A 16,079-nucleotide genomic window follows, 5' to 3' on the forward strand; every position below is an offset into this window, starting at 1 on the left:
TAAAAGTATCCCGCTTCCAAGGGATAGCATTTAGGTCTTACTGCTTCACCACGCGCTGGTGCTGGCCGTTGAGCTCCAGCAGGTACACGCCGGGCGGCAGGGGCTGGCCGGCACTGCCGGTGCCGGGCCAGGTCAGGGTGTGCGTGCCGGCAGCTTTGGCGTCTACCGGCAGGGTAGCCAGCAGCTGGCCCGTGAGCGAGTACACCCGCAGCTGGTAGCGGCCCGGCTGGCTAACCTCGCAGCTGATGGTGGTTTCGCTGCTGAAGGGGTTGGGGTAAGCAGCATTCAGGCTGATGGGCCGCAACGAGCTTGGGCGGGCCGGGATACTGTTCAGCCGCAGGTTGAATACGCGCACCGCCACTTGCTGGTGCCGCCACTTAAAGTGTACGCGCAGCACGTTGCTGGCCGCGTCGAAGTAAGCCGCCGAATCTTGGGCTGCATAGGCGGCCAGGCTAGCAGAGAGCGGCAGGTTCTGCCCATCGTACGTCACCAGCGAAGGAGCCCGGCTCACCCGCTGGATGTGGTACTCGATTTCGCGCTGCCGCGGGGCCCCGACGTAGCCGGCGCCAGTAGCCGTGGCCACCAGCGTCATGTCGGCCGCCCCGGTGGGGTAGTCCTGAAACCGCAGCAGCTGGTACTCGCCGCGGGCGTAAGCATCGGGCGTGCGGCCGTCGTCGTCGTACACAAAGTAGGGCGCGCTGTTGCCCCCGATGATGGGGTAGTAGTGCAGCTGCAGGGTGTCGAGCACGCCCTGGGCCGTGCTGGGGCGGTAAGGCTGCAGGGCCAGGAAGCCCTCGCCGCGCACAAACAGGGGCAGGCGGCTGAGCGGGGCCGCCACGGTGGCCGTGCTGCCGCCGCGGTACACCTGCCGCGTCCAGTAGTCGACCCAGTAGCTATTGCCGGGCAGGTACACGCTGCGCTGGGTCTGGCCGGGGCTGAGCACCGGCGCCACCAGCAGGTCGTGGCCCCAGAGGAAGGCGTCGTTGAGGGAGGGCACGGTGTTCGGCACCGCCGCCTCCCAGCTCAGCGGCCGGGTCAGGGGGGCGCCGGTCTGGCTGTTTTCCCAGGCGAGGGTGTAGGTGGTGGGCAGCAGGCGGTGGCGCAGGCGGGCGTAGTCGCGCACGATGCTCTTGTAGGGCTCGGGGTAGAACACCGGCTCGGTGGGCACGCCCTCGCCGTGGGCCCGCATGATGGGCGTAAAGGCCGCAAACTGCAGCCAGCGCATGTACAGCTCGGGCTGCAGGCCGCCCCCGGTGAAGCCGCCGGCGTCGGAGTGCATGTAGCCCACGCCGCTCAGGCCCATGCCCAGCATCACCGGCACCTGGGCCTGCAGGCCGCTCCAGCTGCGCTGAATGTCGCCGCTCCAGGGGAAGGCGCTCAGGCGCTGCATGCCCGCGTAGCCCGAGCGGGTGAGGTTGAACAGGCGCTGGCCGGGAAACTCCTGGCGGTACTGGTCGTGCAGCAGCTCCATCCACTGCTGGGCGAAGCTGTTGTGTACCTGCCGGGCCGTGCCGCCGGTGTGGCGCATGTCGGCCGGGTGGTTTTCGGGCTCACCCAGGTCGCTCCACCAGCCGCCTACCCCTTCCAGGGTGCGGGCCCGGTAGAAGGGCCACATCCAGCTGCGGGTGGCCGGGTTGCTCATATCAAGCAGGCTGGCCGCGCCGGCCCAGAAGTTGCCAATAACGTAGGGGGCGCCGGTGCTGCCGCGGGCCAGCAGGCCGCCGGCCTGGGCGGCCGCGTAGTTGCGGCTCTGCTGGGTGATGTAAGGCTCGGCGATGAGCACGGTTTTCACGCCCACCGAGTCGAAGTCGCGCAGCATGCGCACGGGGTTGGGAAAGCGGCTGCGGTCCCAGTCCAGGTCGCCCATGCGGTTCATGCCCCCAAACCAGTACAGGTCGAGCACCAGCCCCGACAGGGGGAAGCCCTGCCCGCGCAGGGCCTGCACGATGCTGCGCGACTCGGCCTCCGTCTGGTAGCCGTACTTGCTTTGGATGTAGCCCAGGGCCCAGCGCGGGGGCAGGGGCTGCCGGCCGGTGAGGGCGGTGTAGGAGCGCAGCAGCTCGGGTATGGTGGTGTCGGCCAGCACGAAGTAGCCCAGGCGGCTGCTTTCGGTGCCGTATTCGAGGGTGTTGGCGTCGGCCTGGCCCAGGTCGAGGTAGCCGGGCAGGTGCTCGTCAAACAGCAGGCCGTAGCCGCGCCCGCTCAGCACCAGCGGGATGCTGATGTTGAGGTTGGGCTGGCCGTTCTGGTAGCCGTAGTGGGCCTGGTTGTACAGCTCCAGGCGCTGCCCGCGCCGGTCGATGGGCAGGGCGCGGAAGCCCGTGCCGTACAGGGCCTCGCCCGGCCGCAGGCCGAAGCGCACGCCGCGCAGGCTGCCGGCTTCAAAGTAGCCCGGGGCCTCCACCAGCAGGGTGTCGGTGCCGCGGCGGTACACCAGGCGCAGGGGCATTTTCTCAATGCTCAGGCGGATGCCGCTGGCCGTCAGCTCCAGGCGGGCGGGCGTGTCGGCCACGGTGGCGCTGCCGCTGGCCGTGGCCGTTACGGCCAGGCTGGGGGCGGGCACGGCCGCCACGCCGCTGGGGTAGAAACCCACCCGCAGCACGGCCGGGGCGTAGGGCTGAACCGTTAGCGTGGCCCCATCGGAGGTGCTGACGCTGAGCAGGCCGCCGCTCCACTGATGGCCTGCGTAGTTGCGGGTGGTGGCCGTGTAGCGCGGCAGCAGCACATCGGAGCCGTTGGCGTTGCGGCCCGAGCGGCTGCCGTCGGCGTTGCGGAACACGAAAGCGAAGTAGTTGACCTGGGTGCCCGGCAGCAGGCCGTAGAAGGTGTCGGGCCGGATGCGCAGGCTGTAGCGGCGGTTGCCCAGGGCACGCATGCGCAGCCGGGGCTCGGGCTGGTTCCAGCTGCCCTGCACATGCTTCCAGTCGCTGGACGACGTGCTGGCCGGGGTGATAACGCCCGTATGGGCGTACACGTCGCCGTTGAAGCTGGCCAGCCCCGCATCGCCCCGGGTGGCATCGAAGGTGATGGTGAGCGAGTCGCTCAGGCTGGGCAGCTGCTGGGGCGCAAGCGTGGCCACAGCCTGGGCCCGGGCAAGGCCGGGGAAGGCGAGGGCGAAGAAAAGCAGCAGGCCGAGTAGAGAGTGGCGCATAGCATCCGGAAAAGGCTGAGTAAGCCGCAAGCTACAGCAAAGACCATGCTACCTGCCCCGGCGCTTAAAGCTGCGGATTGGACCGCTCGTACCACACGCAGATGTCGCCCTCGTCTTCGAAGGAGTTGCCCAGCTGCATGCCCAGCTTCTCCATAATGCGGCGGGAGGCCTGGTTCTGCTCATCCACGTAAGCTGAAATCAGCGGCAGCTTCATCTGCTCGAAGCCGTGGTTTAGCCAGGCTTGGGCGGCCTCGTAGCCGTAGCCCTGCCCCCAGAACCGCTCGATGAAGCGGTAGCCCAGGTCGTAGACATTGGTGCGGCCGTTCAGGGGGCCGGCAATAAACTTCAGCCCGGCCCAGCCGATAAACTCGTCGGTGGCGCGCAGAAACACGCCCCAGCGGCCAATGCCAAACTGCCGGTACTGGGCCTGAATATCCTGAATCATGGCCAGGCTCTGGCTGACCTCCGTCAGCGGCTGGCTGCCGAGGTAGCGGTGCACGGCGGGGTTGGCGTCCAGCTCAAACATGCCGGGGGCGTCTGCTTCGCGCAGCTCCCGGAAGTACAGACGGGGGGTGGGGGAGATAGTCATCGCAGAAGCAAGAATGTTAAGTAGGCAGAGTTTACACTAAAAAGGACCTTATGCCGAGCGCAGCATCTTGCCCCAGCAGTAATCTTAACATAAAGGATTTACTCTCGTGGCAGAGATGCTTCGACTCCGCTTCGGCTCCGCTCAGCATGACGCTCTATGATTTTCATGTCTCAGAGCGCTTGCAAGCTCAAATACTACTGCGTCACAATCAGCCGCTGGTGCTGGCCGCCGGCTTCGGCCGTGTACACGCCCAGCGGCAGGGGCTGGCCCTGGGCATTGCGGCCGTCCCATTTCAGGGTGTGCGCGCCGGCACTGCCGGCCAGCTGCAGCTCGCGCACTACCTGGCCCCGCGCATCCAGAATGCGCAGCGGCATGGCCGCACCAGCGGCGTGCCGGGTGTAGCGCAGCGTGGTGCCGCCGGGCCCGAAGCTCCGGTTTTCCGGCACCTCCAGGGTAAACGTTTCCGGCTCCACGCTGCCCACGGGCCGGGTTTGCAGCAGCAGGCCGCGCAGGCTCACGGCCGTGCCGGCATTCATCAGGAAGTGCACGTCCAGCTCGTGGCGGGCAGGGTCGTAGCTCCAGGCTTCGGCCGGCGTGGGCTTGCCGTCGAGCAGCACCTGCGCGGGCGGGGCGGCCACGCGCTGCACCAGCAGCCGCAGCAGCCGAAACGAGGGCTGCCCCGGGTACTCGCCGTCGCTGCTCAGGATGATGTCGGTTTGGGCGCGGCTGTAGAAGCCGCGCATGGTCAGGGTCTCGTACTCCTTGCGGGCCAGGGCCTGGGCCGAGTGTCCGTCGTCGTCATACATGGTAAACTCCGACTCGGTCACCTGCGGGTCGGGGTAGTAGCGCAGCAGCAGGGTGTCGGGCTGGTAGCGGGCCGTGCTGGGCCGGTAGTTGGTCATGGGCAGGAAGGCGCCTGCTTTCACCAGCAGCGGCGTGCGGGCCAGCGGCGCCGGCATGCTCACCGTGCGCCCCCCGGCCAGGGTCTGACCGGAGTAGAAGTCAATCCAGCTGCCGGTGGGCAGCACCACGTTGCGCCGCCGCTGGCCCGGCTGCAGCACCGGCGCCACCAGCAGGCTGGGGCCCAGCAGGTATTGGTCGTTGGAGGGAGTTGTCAGTTGTTGGTTATCAGTTGTCAGTGACGTTCTACCGTCAGCTTTATTAGAACGACCTGACAACTGATAACTGTCAACTGATAACTGCTTATCATACTCCATCATCCGCGCCAAAGGCGCACCAGTCGTAGTATTCTGCCAGGCCAGGGTGTAGAGGTAGGGCAGCAGCTGGTAGCGCAGGTGGGCGGCGTCGCGCACGGCGCTCTTATAGGGCTCGGGGTAGAAGAAGGGCTCCGGCGGCACGCCCTCGCCGTGGGGGCGCATGATGGGGCAGAGGCTGGCCATCTGCAGCCAGCGGGTGTAGAGCTCGCTGTCGATGCCGCCCACGCAGAAGCCGCCGGCATCGGAGTGCATGTAGCCCACGCCGCCCACGCCCATGCTCAGCATGATGGGCACCTGGGCCTGGAAGCCGCTCCAGGTGCGCTGCACGTCGCCGCTCCACGGAAACACCGCGTTGCGCTGCATGCCGGCCCAGCCCGAGCGGGCCAGGTTGAACAGCCGCTCGTTGGGGTACTCCTTGGCGTAGTTTTCCGAGAGGATGCTGGCCCAGGCCATGCCGAAGGCATTGTGCACCTGCCGGGTGGGGCCCAGCACGTGGCGCATGGCTTCGGGGTGGTTTTCGGGCTCGCCCAGGTCGCTCCACCAGCCGTGCACGCCGGTGTCGTGGTGCTTTTTGTAGTAGCTCCACAGCCAGGCGCGGGCGCTGGGCTTGTACATGTCGAGGATGGTGGCCGGGCCGGCCCAGAACGAGGAAACTGTGAACGGCTTGCCGGCGGCGTCGGTGCCCACCAGCCCGCGCGTGCGTACCAGCGAGTCGTTGCTGGAGGTGCGCATCACGTAAGGCTCCGAGATAAGCACGGTTTTCACGCCCTTCTGCTCCAGGCGCTTCATCATGCCCAGCGGGTCCTGGAAGTGGCGGCGGTCCCACTCCAGGTCGCCCTGCCGGGTGGTGCCGCCAAACCAGTACAGGTCGTGCACCAGGGCATCGAGCGGAAAGCCCTCGCGGCGCATGCGGGCGGCCACGTTTTCCGTCTCCGCATCGGAGCGGTAGCCGAAGCGGCTTTGAATCAGGCCCAGGGCCCAGCGCGGCGGCAGGGGCTGCCGGCCGGTGAGGGCGGTGTAGCGGTTGAGGATTTCGCCCTGGTCTTTGCCCGTCACCACGAAGTAGGAAAGCGAGGTCAGGCCTTCGCCGCTGTACTCCAGCACGTCTTTGTTGGTGGCGCCCAGGTCTAGGCTGCCGGCCGTGTAGTGGTCGAACAGCAGCAGGTAGCCGCGGCTGCTCAGCACCACGGGCAGGGTCACGTTTAGGGTGGGCTCGCCGTTCTGGTAGGCGTAGTGGGCTTCGTTGTAGAGCTCCAGCTTGTGCCCGCGCCGGTCGACGGGCAGGGCGCGGGAGCCCGTGCCGTACAGCTGCTCGCCGGGCTGCAGGCGGAAGCGCACGGCCGTGCCGCCGGGCTCGGGCTTGGTGGCAGCGGTGGGGGAGGCGGCCTGACGGCGGAAGGGGGTGGCGGCTTGCGGAACGATGGGGTTGCCTGTTTCGGCTGAACAGACTTCTACCTGCATCGTGCCTTTCATCACCCTCACAACTTTGTCTTCCAACAATGGCCCACCTACAAGCCACAGCCGGTCAGGCTTTTCAACTACTTGTGCTTGGTCCAGAGCCGGAGGTTGCACCACGCTGATGGAACTATCGGCCTTGGGCATTCGGCCAGGCGCGAAGTAAGTTACCCGGACGACGCCCTTAGCCCAAGGCCGTACCTGTACCACGCTGCCATCGGAAGCATTCACTTGCAAAGTGCTGTTGTCCATAAAGGCCGACTGAAATTGCCCGCCCGGTACCACCCGCGCCGCCACGGTGCGCTTGCCAAACGGGTCGGGGCCGGGGGCATCGCCCACGCGCTGGGCCTGGGTAGCCGGGGCCAGCAGCAGGCCGGCACTTAGAAAGGAAAGAGAAAGCAGGGAAGGGAAAACGGACTTCATCGACGCAGGGCAATACACGAGGCGGCAAGTTACGGCCCCGGCGCTTGCGTCTTGTATAAGCCCGGCCATTCGGGAAAGAAAGGCATTAAAAGCCGGTGAAAACGCCCAACCCCCCGAACCCAATTGTACATTTGCCACATGTCCAGTAAAACCCAAGCCTCCCCCTACGCTGCCGTTTTTATTGACTTTGAGAACGTTTTCTACTTTCTCAAAAACCACTTTCACGACCCGCCCGACCTCAACGACTACGTGCTGGAAATTGTGCGAAAGCTGCGCGAGGAGCTAAGTACAAAGGGTCTGGACTGCCTGGTAATCAATGCTTACGCTGACTTTGAGCGCATTCCTACGGCCCCGCAGGGCGCCTTTTACCTCATGGGCGTGAGCACCCGCAACGTGCTGGGTACCGACCATAAGAATGCCGCCGACATGCAGCTCTGCATCGACGCGCTGGAGGTGATGTATACCCGCCCCGACATTGGCACTTTTGTGCTGGTGGCCGGCGACCGCGACTACATTCCCGTGCTGCAGCACCTGCGCCGGCAGGCCCGGCAGGTGCTGGTGGCCGGCTTCCGCGAGGCCGTTTCCGGCGACCTGATTCAGAACCTGGGCAGCCAGCATTTCTACGACGCCCGCGAGCTGCTGGCCCCCGACACGGTGGAGCTGCTCGAAAAGCGCCGCAGCGAGCGCCTGCGCCTGCAGGAGGAAAGCCGCCGCCTGCGCGAGCAGGGCCTGGTGGGCGTGCCCTCGGCGGCAGCCCTGGCCCTGCGCAACAGCCCGGCCCCGGAAGCGGCGGCCGATGAAGCGGCGGCACCTCCCCAGCCGTACGTGCCGCCCGTGCCGGCCCAGGCCGCCCCGCGCCCCCTGGGGCCGCCGCCCGTGCGCCCAGCCGCGGACGAGGCGGCGTTCAACCCCGTGCGGCGCCTTACCCGCGAGCTGGAACGCCGCGCTCTCGGTCTTATCCTCAGTGAGTTCCGCAAGCTCGAAGCCAAGCAGCAGCGCCACGTGTCGGAGCTGTGGCTGGGCCCTTTCATGCGGCAGCTCACCGACGAGCTGTCGGAGCTGCCCGACTGGGAGCGGCGCGACCTGATAAACAAGCTGCGCGACGCCGGGGCCCTGCGCATCGAGAAGCGCGAAGGCGAGCCCCACCCTTTTTCCGTCATCGTCGTCAACTACACCCACCCCGACGTGTGGGAGCTGAACCCCGGCGAGGAATAGCGTTTCCGGTGCCTGGCTTCTGGTTTCTTGTTCCTGGTTGCTGGTTTCTGGTTGCTTGTTTCCGTATTTCGCAGTCTGAAACAGCCTGTGGCAGCTCAGAGCCGGCTCCCCACGCCGCCGGCCCCACCTCATAACTCATAATTCATAACTCATAACTCAATAAAGCATGAGCTTCTTCTCTGAAATGGAATCGGGCATTCAGGCCCTGTTTTCGGCCGTTGGCAACGGCTTTGGCGGCGACCCGGCCATTGGCCAGCAGCACGCGGCCAACTGGCGCCAGCACCTCAACAACGCCAACAGCCCCGCCCTGCGGGCCATCAGCCAGGAGCTGGAGGTACTCAACAGCCACATCGGGCACGGCAACGCGGCCGGCATGGCCGTTTCCATGCAGCTGCTGGGCGAGCTCACGGCCAAAGCGGCCATGGGTATTCACACCTTCGAAGGCACCGGCGACAAGATGCGCGAGCTGAGCCAGAAACTCATCGCCGCTGCGGGCAACCTGCGCCAGATTGCCGCCACCCAGCAGCCCGTACACACCCACTAAGCAACTGCGCTTGTCGCGTTGCTTATAAGGTGCCCATGCGCTAAGCGTACATATTGGTATCAGACCAAGAAAACGGCCCCGCCTCCTGTTACAGGAAGCGGGGCCGTTTTTCTGTTGAAGCGAGGTCGGGCAGGTGCTTAGCGCATTTTGCCGTCCATGCCAATCTGCTGCTGGTCTTTGAGGGTGCTGGTTTTCCCCGACTTGCTGATTACGGTGCCGTCTTTGCGCACCTTGCTGCCATCGGCCAGGGTTACTTCATTGGCCATGGGAATCATCGAGCCGTTGGCCTCCACCTGAATCATCTTGCCCTTGTTCATATAGATGTAGCCACCGGTATCAGGGGTGGTTTGGGCCGTGCCTGCCTTGGCCGGGGCCGTTTGGGCGTGGGCGGTGCCGGCAAAGCAAAACAGGGCCAGGGCCGGTAGGAACTTGAGAGCGTTTTTCATAAGTGAAGTGAAAAAAGGTATGCCTGGAATGAATGGATGCTAAAGTAGCTTACGCTGAGACTATAATACAACTTTATTTTCTAAGATTTACACCGGGCCGCCAGCGCGGCCAAGGTGCCGGGGGTAAGCCCGCGGGCGGGCACTAGTACCCCAGGGCCGTGTCGTCTCCCCGGGGGTCGGCGCCGCCTTCGAGCATGCCGTCGCTCAGCACCCGAATCACCTCTACGCGGCCCCAGGGCGCGCGGGGCTTGAGGGTGTAGCCGCGCCGCTGCAGGGTGTCCTGGGCGGCGGGCAGCAGGGCGCCGGCTTCCACGTCGATGTGGTCGGGCAGCCACTGGTGGTGCAGGCGCGGGGCAGCCACTGCCTGCTGGGCGTTCAGGCCGTAGTCGACAATGCCCACGATGGTTTGCAGCACGCTGCTGATGATGGTGGACCCGCCGGGCGAGCCCAGCACCAGGGCCAGCTTGCCCCCGCGGGTGAGGATGGTGGGCGTCATGGAGCTGAGCATGCGCTTGCGCGGGGCAATGGCGTTGGCGGTGCCGCCTACCAGCCCGTAGGCATTGGGGGCACCGGGCTTCACCGAGAAGTCGTCCATCTCGTTGTTGAGCAGAAAGCCCGCGCCGGGCACCACCACGTAGCTGCCGTAGCGTCCGTTGAGGGTAGTGGTGCAGCTCACGGCGTTGCCGTAGGCATCCACGATGTTGAAGTGCGTGGTTTCGGTGCTTTCGTACCCGGGCAGGCCGGCGCCGGCTTTCACCTGAGCGCTGGGCGTGGCGCGGCCGTCGCGGCGGATGGTGCCGGCCCGGTAGCGGTTGTAGTCCAGGTCGAGCAGCCGCTGCACCGGCACCCGGCCAAAGTCGGGGTCGCCGAGGTAGGTGGCGCGGTCGGCATACGCCAGGCGCTCGGCCTCGGTGATGTAGTGCGTAGCCCCGGGCGAGTGGTAGCCCAGCTGGCTGAAGTCGACCGGCTCCAGCATCTGCAGCATCTGCAGCAGGGCCACGCCGCCGCTGCTGGGCGGGGGCATGGAAATAACTTCATAGTCGCGGTAGCGGCCCCGCACCGGCTCCCGCCACTGGGGCTGGTAGGCGTCGAGGTCGCGCTGGCTGATGAGGCCCTTGCCGCGCTTCATCTCGGCCAGCAGCAGGCGGGCCGTTTCGCCCTGGTAGAACCCGGCCCGGCCTTTGTCGCGGATGCGTTCCAGGGTGCGGGCCAGCTCGGGCAGGCGCAGGGTGTCGCCGGCCCGCCAGGGCCTTTCGCGCAGGTAGGCGGGGGCTGCGTCGGGGTTGTGTAAGAGCAGCTCGGCGCGGGCGCCATTGAGGCCTTGGGCTTCCTTCTCGGTGAGAGGGAAGCCCCTGGCGGCCAGGGCCACCGCCGGCTGCACCAGCGAAGGCCAGGACAGCTTGCCCAGGCGCTTGTGCAGCTCGGCCATGCCGGCCACGGTGCCGGGCGTGCCCACCGACAGCGCCCCGGCGGTGCTCAGGCCCGGCTGCGGGTTACCCTGGGCATCGAGGAACATGTCGCGGCTGGCCCCGGACGGCGCCGTTTCCCGGAAGTCGAGGGTGCCGGCCGAGCCGTTGCGGTCGAGGTACACCAGGAAGCCGCCCCCGCCGATGTTGCCGGCGGCGGGCAGCACCACGGCCAGGGCCAGCTGCACGGCCACGGCAGCGTCGTAGGCGTTGCCGCCGCGCTGCAGCACCAGCGTGCCCACCTTGGATGCCTCCGGGTGGGCCGACACCACCATGGCGTAGTTGGTAACCACGGGCGGCGCGGCTTTGGGGATGGGGGCCGATAAGGCCGATTCGAAGCTGCGCGACGACGAAGTAACGGGCCGCTCGGTGGTGCAGGCCAGCACCGCGGCCAGGGGTATGGCCAGCCATTGGGTTTTCATAACCACAAATAAACGCCGGGATTGGAATCCGCCGCGGGATTTACTGGCCGGGGCGGGCCCGCCCCCTACATTGCGCGGCCGCGGCCGCCTGGCAGGGCTGCTTGCTCTACATGGTTCTATCTATTCATCTACAAGCTACTTTTGAGCTTCACCGCTTTATCCCGATGGCAAAAAAGACCCTTACCGCCCCTGCTGCTCCCCGCCTGGCCCTGGTGCAGCACGACGCCTGGCTGCAGCCCTACGAGCCCGTGCTGCTGCGCCGCCAGCAGCGCCTGCGCGAGCGCCTGGCCGAAATCACGCGCTACCACGGCTCCCTGACGGCCTACGCCACTGCCCACCAGCAGCTGGGCCTGCACCACAGCGCCGGGCGCGGCGGCTTCGTGTACCGCGAGTGGGCGCCGGGCGCCACCAGCCTGGCCCTGGTCGGCGATTTCAACCAGTGGGACAACCTGGCCAACCCGCTGCAAAAGCTGGAGTACGGCGTGTGGGAGGTGTTTCTGCCCGATGCGGAGTATGCCGGCCGCCTCACCCACGGCAGCCGCTATAAGGTGCACGTCGTCACGCCCACCGGGGCCAAAGACCGCCTGCCGGCCATGCTGCGCCGCGCCGTGCAGGACGAGGACAGCAAGGACTTCGCCGCGCAGTACTGGCAGCCCGACACGCCCTTCGCCTGGACCGACCAGGAATTTCGCACCAGCCAGGCCGTGCCCGAGCCGCTCATCTACGAGGCCCACGTTGGCATGGCCACCGAAGAGGGGAGGGTGGGCAGCTACCGCGAGTTTGCCGATAATATCCTGCCCCGCATTCAGGCCGATGGCTACAACTGCGTGCAGCTCATGGCCGTGATGGAGCACCCCTACTACGGCTCCTTCGGCTACCACGTGGCCAACTTCTTCGCCGCCAGCTCCCGCTTCGGCACACCCGAAGACCTGAAGTACCTCATCAACGAGGCCCACGGGCGCGGCATTGCCGTGCTACTCGACGTGGTTCACTCCCACGCCGTGAAAAACGAAGCCGAGGGCCTGGCCGACTTCGACGGCTCGGGCAACCTCTACTTTCATAAGGGCGGGCGGGGCCAGCACCCGGGCTGGGACAGCAAGCTGTTCGACTACGGCCGCCCCGAGGTGCAGCAGTTTCTGCTCTCCAACGTGCGCTACTGGCTGGAGGAGTTTCACTTCGACGGCTTCCGCTTCGACGGCGTGACGAGCATGCTCTACCACCACCACGGCGAGGGCGTGGCCTTCGTGGGCTACGACAACTACTTCGGCCCCGGCGCCGACGAAGACGCCATTCTCTATCTGCAGCTGGCCACCACCCTGGCCCACGAGCTGCGGCCCGAGTGCCTGCTCATTGCCGAAGATATGAGCGGCCTGCCCGGCCTGTGCCGCCCCATTGCCGAAGGCGGCGTGGGCTTCGACTACCGCCTGGCCATGGGCATTCCCGACCACTGGATTAAGCTGCTCAAGCACACGCCCGACGAGCACTGGCCCCTGGGCGACCTCTGGCACACGCTCACCAACCGCCGCGCCGGCGAGAAAACCGTGGCCTACGCCGAAAGCCACGACCAGGCCCTGGTGGGCGACAAAACCCTTTCGCACTGGCTGTTCGACTCGGCCATCTACCACCACATGCAGGCCGGCGACCCCGACCCCGGCGCGGCTCGCGCCCTGGCCCTGCACAAGCTCATCCGCCTCATCACCCTGGCCACCGGCGGCGAGGCCTACCTCAACTTCATCGGCAACGAGTTCGGCCACCCCGAGTGGGTCGACTTCCCCCGGGCCGGCAACGACTGGAGCTACCACTACGCCCGCCGGCAGTGGAGCCTGGGCGACAACCCCGACCTGAAATTTCACTTCCTGGGCAACTTCGACAAGGCCATGATTGGGCTGGCCCGGGAGCAGCACCTGCTGGCCGCCCCCGCCGCCCGCCTGCTCAACCACGACGAGGGCAACCGTGTGCTCACCTTCGAGCGCGGCGGCCTGGTGTTCGTCTTCAACTTCAGCCCCGAGCGCAGCTTGCCCGACTACGGCATTCCCGTGCCCAAAGCCGGCCGCTACCAGCTGCTGCTCAACTCCGATGATGCAGCCTTCGGCGGCTTCAACCGCATCGACCCCGCCGTGATTTACGACACGCTGGGTGGGGGCGGCACGCTGGAAGCGCCCCGGCTCAGCCTGTACGTGACCAACCGCACGGCGCTGGTGCTAGGGGCGGTGGGGGAATAGGGCGCCTGGCCCAAGCCGCAAGGCCCCGGGTGCACTCGTAGCCGGTGCCTTGCGGCTTATGAGAAACTTGATTTACTCGACAACGAACTTCTTGCTGACCGTGCCCTGGGCCGTGGCAATGCGTAGCGAGTAAACGCCCGCGGCCAGGCCCTGCAGCGACACCTGCTGGCTAAGCAGGCCTACCCTCAGCGCCTGGGTACGCACCACGTGGCCCAGCGCATCCACCAGCTCCGCCGTGTAGGCGGCGCGGCTGAACATGGCCGGCAGCTCCACAAAGACCGTTTTGCTGGCTGGGTTGGGGTAGAGCAGTACCTGCGCGTTAAGCGCGGGGGCGGTGGCCGACACGGCGGCCGGGTCCCAGATGGCGAAGTTGTTACTAACCTTGCTGCCGTCGCCTACACCTCCGAACAAGCCCCCGACACAGACCTTGTTGTTGGGCCCCACACACAAGGCAATTACACCCCCATTCAGCCCCGTGCCCAGGTTACTCCAGGCGGTGCCGTTCCATTTGGCAATGTTACTGGCCGGCACGCCCCCGGCCTGCGTCATAGTCCCGCCCACATACAGCTCCCCGCTGGCCGACACGGCCAGGCAAAGTACACTGCCATCCGTGCCCTGGGCACTCGCCGAGCCCAGGGCGCTCCAGGTGGTGCCGTTCCATTTGGCGATGCTACGGGCCGCAACTACACTTGGAAAAAACTGGCCTGCCACTTGGTTAAAGTACCCCCCTACGTACAGGTCTCCGCTGCCCGACACGGCCAGTGCGCATACTGGTTGATTCGTGCCATCGTTGGGGGCGACACCCAGCGTGCTCCAGGCCGTGCCGTTCCATTTGGCGATGCAACGGGCTGGCTGGCCCCCGGCTTGGTCGAAGAAACCCCCGACGTACAGCTCTCCCAGGCTCGTAACGGCAAGGGCCCTCACTTCACGATTCACCCCATTGGTGGCCCCCGTACCCAAGGTGCTCCAGGCCGTGCCGTTCCATTTGGCCACGTGGTTGGCGAGCTGGCTACCCGCTTGTATAAAATCACCACCCGCATACAACTCTCCCGTGCCGGTTAGGGCCAGCGCTTTCACCGCTGGCGCAGTGTTGTTGGCGAGGACGAGGCCCGTACCGAGGGCACTCCAATTGCTGCCGTCCCACTTAGCGATGTTGTTGACCACAACGCCTCCCGCGTGGGTAAAGGCCCCGCTCGCGTACAGTTCCCCGCCCGGTGCCACCACCAGGGCATACACCCCATTGTTAAAGCCAGTGGACCAAGTAATTCCGGTGCCCAGGCTACTCCAGGCCGTGCCGTTCCATTTGGCAATGTTGTTCGTCGCCAGTGCGCCCGCCTGGGTAAAACGCCCCCCCGCGTACACCTCCCCGGTGGGCGCCACGGCTACGGCGAATACACCACCGTTCACGCCATTGCCGCCGCTCGTGTCCATGGGGCTCCAGGCGCTGCCGTTCCACCGCGCAATGCGGTTGACCCGCAGCCCCCCAGCCAGGGTGAAGTCTCCGCCGGCAAAAAGTTCCCCACTGCCCGAAAAGGCCAGGGCCTTCGCCGGGTTGTTGATGCTACCGGCATTGCCGGTGCCCAGCACCGCCCAGGCCGTGCCGTTCCACCGGCTTATCTGACTGACGCTGCCCCCTCCTGGCGGGGTATAATTCTCCCCCACGTACAGCTCCCCGCTGCCCGAAAAGGCCAGCGAAACCACCGTCCGATTGGTCCCAGTGCCCAGCCCCGCGCCCAGGCTGTTCCAGGCCGTGCCGTTCCAGCGGGCGATGCTAGAGGCCGCCATGCCCCCGGCCAGGCCAAAGTCCCCCCCGGCATATACCTCCCCGCTGCCCGACACGGCCAGGGCATACACTACGTTGTTGGTCGTGTTGCCAATGCCGGGGCCCAGGGTGCTCCAAGCCGAGCCGTTCCACTGGGCCACGCGCTTGGCTGCCGTGCCCCCGGCCTGTTGGAAGCGTCCGCCCACGTACAACTGTCCGCTGCCCGTCAGGGCCAGCGCGTACACCTGGTCATCTACCCCATTGGTGCTGCCCGTGCCCAGGGTGCTCCAGGCCGAGCCGTTCCACCGGGCGATGTTATTGGCCATTACATTGCCGCTGGTCTGGCCAAACAATCCCCCCACATACACATCTCCACTGCCGGATACGGCCAGGGCCGTCACTTCCCCGTACACACCATTGTCGGTCGCCGTGCCCAGCACACTCCAGGCCGTGCCGCTCCACTTGGCCACCTGACGGACGGTGAGGCCCCCGGCCCGGGAAAATCCCCCCCCTACGTACACTTCTCCGCTGGGCGAGGCCGCCAGGGCATACACTCTCGCGTCGGTGCCATTGACGGGGCCCGAACCCAGAACGCTCCAAGCGGTGCCGTTCCATTTGGCAATGTTACTGGCCGCAACATCGCCTACCGCTGTAAAAGACCCCGCAATGTAGATGGACGTGCCGACGCACAATACAACAGCTACCGACTGATTGGCTCCTTGCAGGCCAAAGTTACCGGCCCACCGATGGTCCCCTATTCCCATTGTCCCGCTGGGCCGAAACACGGGCCGCCCATCGGGCGCGGTCTGCATCTGGTACTGCCGGGCATCGAACGAGCCGCTGGCCCCCGCCCGCAGCGTGCCGTCCGGGTTCAGGGCCTGGGCCAGCGAGGGCGTGGCCCCCGCCGCCGGTCCCGCCTCTACCGCCGGGCCCTGGTGCGTGCCGGGCCCGGCAGCTGCGGGTGGAGTGCCAGCCCAAGCGGGGGCTGCCAGCAGCCAACTCAACAGCAGAACACGTAGCAGGGCGGGTAGCGGTGCAGTAGCCTTCCTGAGCAGGGCGCTGCAAGTAGTCGAGGGCGTAAGAGTGGGCATAGAGCGAGTGTAATAAGGAGTGGGTATGTGGGCAAATATAGGAGCGGCCCCAAACAGCCACGCCTGCCTGAGGGCC

General features: G+C 66.4%; 9 protein-coding genes. 3 read left to right on the forward strand and 6 right to left on the reverse strand.

Annotation, left to right across the window (positions count from 1 at the left end; translation table 11 throughout):
- Nucleotides 1-37: 37 nt before the first annotated feature.
- From ABD919_RS01015 to ABD919_RS01025, 3 genes are all read right to left on the reverse strand, one after another.
- Nucleotides 38-3,151: a TIM-barrel domain-containing protein gene (locus tag ABD919_RS01015; protein WP_345232967.1), complete on the reverse strand. Its 3,114-nt coding sequence runs from the start codon at nt 3,149-3,151 to the stop codon at nt 38-40.
- Nucleotides 3,152-3,215: 64 nt separating this feature from the next.
- On the reverse strand, nt 3,216-3,740 hold the full coding sequence (locus ABD919_RS01020) for a GNAT family N-acetyltransferase (RefSeq protein WP_345232969.1): 525 nt from the start codon (nt 3,738-3,740) through the stop codon (nt 3,216-3,218).
- 194 nt (nt 3,741-3,934) lie between these two features.
- Nucleotides 3,935-6,835, reverse strand: a complete 2,901-nt coding sequence (locus ABD919_RS01025) for a TIM-barrel domain-containing protein (protein ID WP_345232971.1) — start codon at nt 6,833-6,835, stop codon at nt 3,935-3,937.
- Nucleotides 6,836-6,973: 138 nt separating this feature from the next.
- On the opposite strand from ABD919_RS01025, the gene ABD919_RS01030 reads away from it, so the two are divergent.
- Together ABD919_RS01030 and ABD919_RS01035 are read left to right on the forward strand one after the other, a co-directional pair.
- Complete coding sequence (locus tag ABD919_RS01030) at nt 6,974-8,050, forward strand: NYN domain-containing protein (protein WP_345232973.1); 1,077 nt, start codon at nt 6,974-6,976, stop codon at nt 8,048-8,050.
- Nucleotides 8,051-8,216: 166 nt separating this feature from the next.
- Nucleotides 8,217-8,594, forward strand: coding sequence for a hypothetical protein (locus ABD919_RS01035; RefSeq protein ID WP_345232975.1), 378 nt, complete (start codon nt 8,217-8,219; stop codon nt 8,592-8,594).
- Between the two features lie 137 nt (nt 8,595-8,731).
- On the opposite strand, the gene ABD919_RS01040 is transcribed toward ABD919_RS01035, so the two are convergent.
- Both ABD919_RS01040 and ggt read right to left on the reverse strand, forming a co-directional pair.
- Nucleotides 8,732-9,040, reverse strand: coding sequence for a DUF6799 domain-containing protein (locus ABD919_RS01040; RefSeq protein ID WP_345232977.1), 309 nt, complete (start codon nt 9,038-9,040; stop codon nt 8,732-8,734).
- A 142-nt stretch (nt 9,041-9,182) separates the two neighbouring features.
- Nucleotides 9,183-10,928 (reverse strand): gamma-glutamyltransferase, encoded by a 1,746-nt coding sequence (gene ggt / locus ABD919_RS01045; RefSeq protein ID WP_345232978.1) that lies wholly within the window; start codon nt 10,926-10,928, stop codon nt 9,183-9,185.
- 164 nt (nt 10,929-11,092) lie between these two features.
- Between ggt and ABD919_RS01050 the strand changes: the two genes are divergently transcribed.
- Nucleotides 11,093-13,150, forward strand: a complete 2,058-nt coding sequence (locus tag ABD919_RS01050) for an alpha amylase C-terminal domain-containing protein (RefSeq protein ID WP_345232979.1) — start codon at nt 11,093-11,095, stop codon at nt 13,148-13,150.
- 72 nt (nt 13,151-13,222) lie between these two features.
- On the opposite strand, the gene ABD919_RS01055 is transcribed toward ABD919_RS01050, so the two are convergent.
- On the reverse strand, nt 13,223-16,003 hold the full coding sequence (locus tag ABD919_RS01055; RefSeq protein ID WP_345232981.1) for a T9SS type A sorting domain-containing protein: 2,781 nt from the start codon (nt 16,001-16,003) through the stop codon (nt 13,223-13,225).
- Between the last annotated feature and the right edge of the window lie 76 nt (nt 16,004-16,079).

Origin of the sequence: Hymenobacter saemangeumensis, assembly GCF_039541835.1 — a bacterium.
In the GTDB taxonomy this organism is placed as follows: domain Bacteria; phylum Bacteroidota; class Bacteroidia; order Cytophagales; family Hymenobacteraceae; genus Hymenobacter; species Hymenobacter saemangeumensis.

Excerpts from the sequence above, each read along its gene's own strand:
- ABD919_RS01015 (WP_345232967.1), bottom strand. The coding sequence starts at position 3,151 with ATGCGCCACTCTCTACTCGGCCTGCTGCTTTTCTTCGCCCTCGCCTTC.
- ABD919_RS01020 (WP_345232969.1), bottom strand. The coding sequence starts at position 3,740 with ATGACTATCTCCCCCACCCCCCGTCTGTACTTCCGGGAGCTGCGCGAA.
- ABD919_RS01025 (WP_345232971.1), bottom strand. The coding sequence starts at position 6,835 with ATGAAGTCCGTTTTCCCTTCCCTGCTTTCTCTTTCCTTTCTAAGTGCC.
- ABD919_RS01030 (WP_345232973.1), top strand. The coding sequence starts at position 6,974 with ATGTCCAGTAAAACCCAAGCCTCCCCCTACGCTGCCGTTTTTATTGAC.
- ABD919_RS01035 (WP_345232975.1), top strand. The coding sequence starts at position 8,217 with ATGAGCTTCTTCTCTGAAATGGAATCGGGCATTCAGGCCCTGTTTTCG.
- ABD919_RS01040 (WP_345232977.1), bottom strand. The coding sequence starts at position 9,040 with ATGAAAAACGCTCTCAAGTTCCTACCGGCCCTGGCCCTGTTTTGCTTT.
- ggt (WP_345232978.1), bottom strand. The coding sequence starts at position 10,928 with ATGAAAACCCAATGGCTGGCCATACCCCTGGCCGCGGTGCTGGCCTGC.
- ABD919_RS01050 (WP_345232979.1), top strand. The coding sequence starts at position 11,093 with ATGGCAAAAAAGACCCTTACCGCCCCTGCTGCTCCCCGCCTGGCCCTG.
- ABD919_RS01055 (WP_345232981.1), bottom strand. The coding sequence starts at position 16,003 with ATGCCCACTCTTACGCCCTCGACTACTTGCAGCGCCCTGCTCAGGAAG.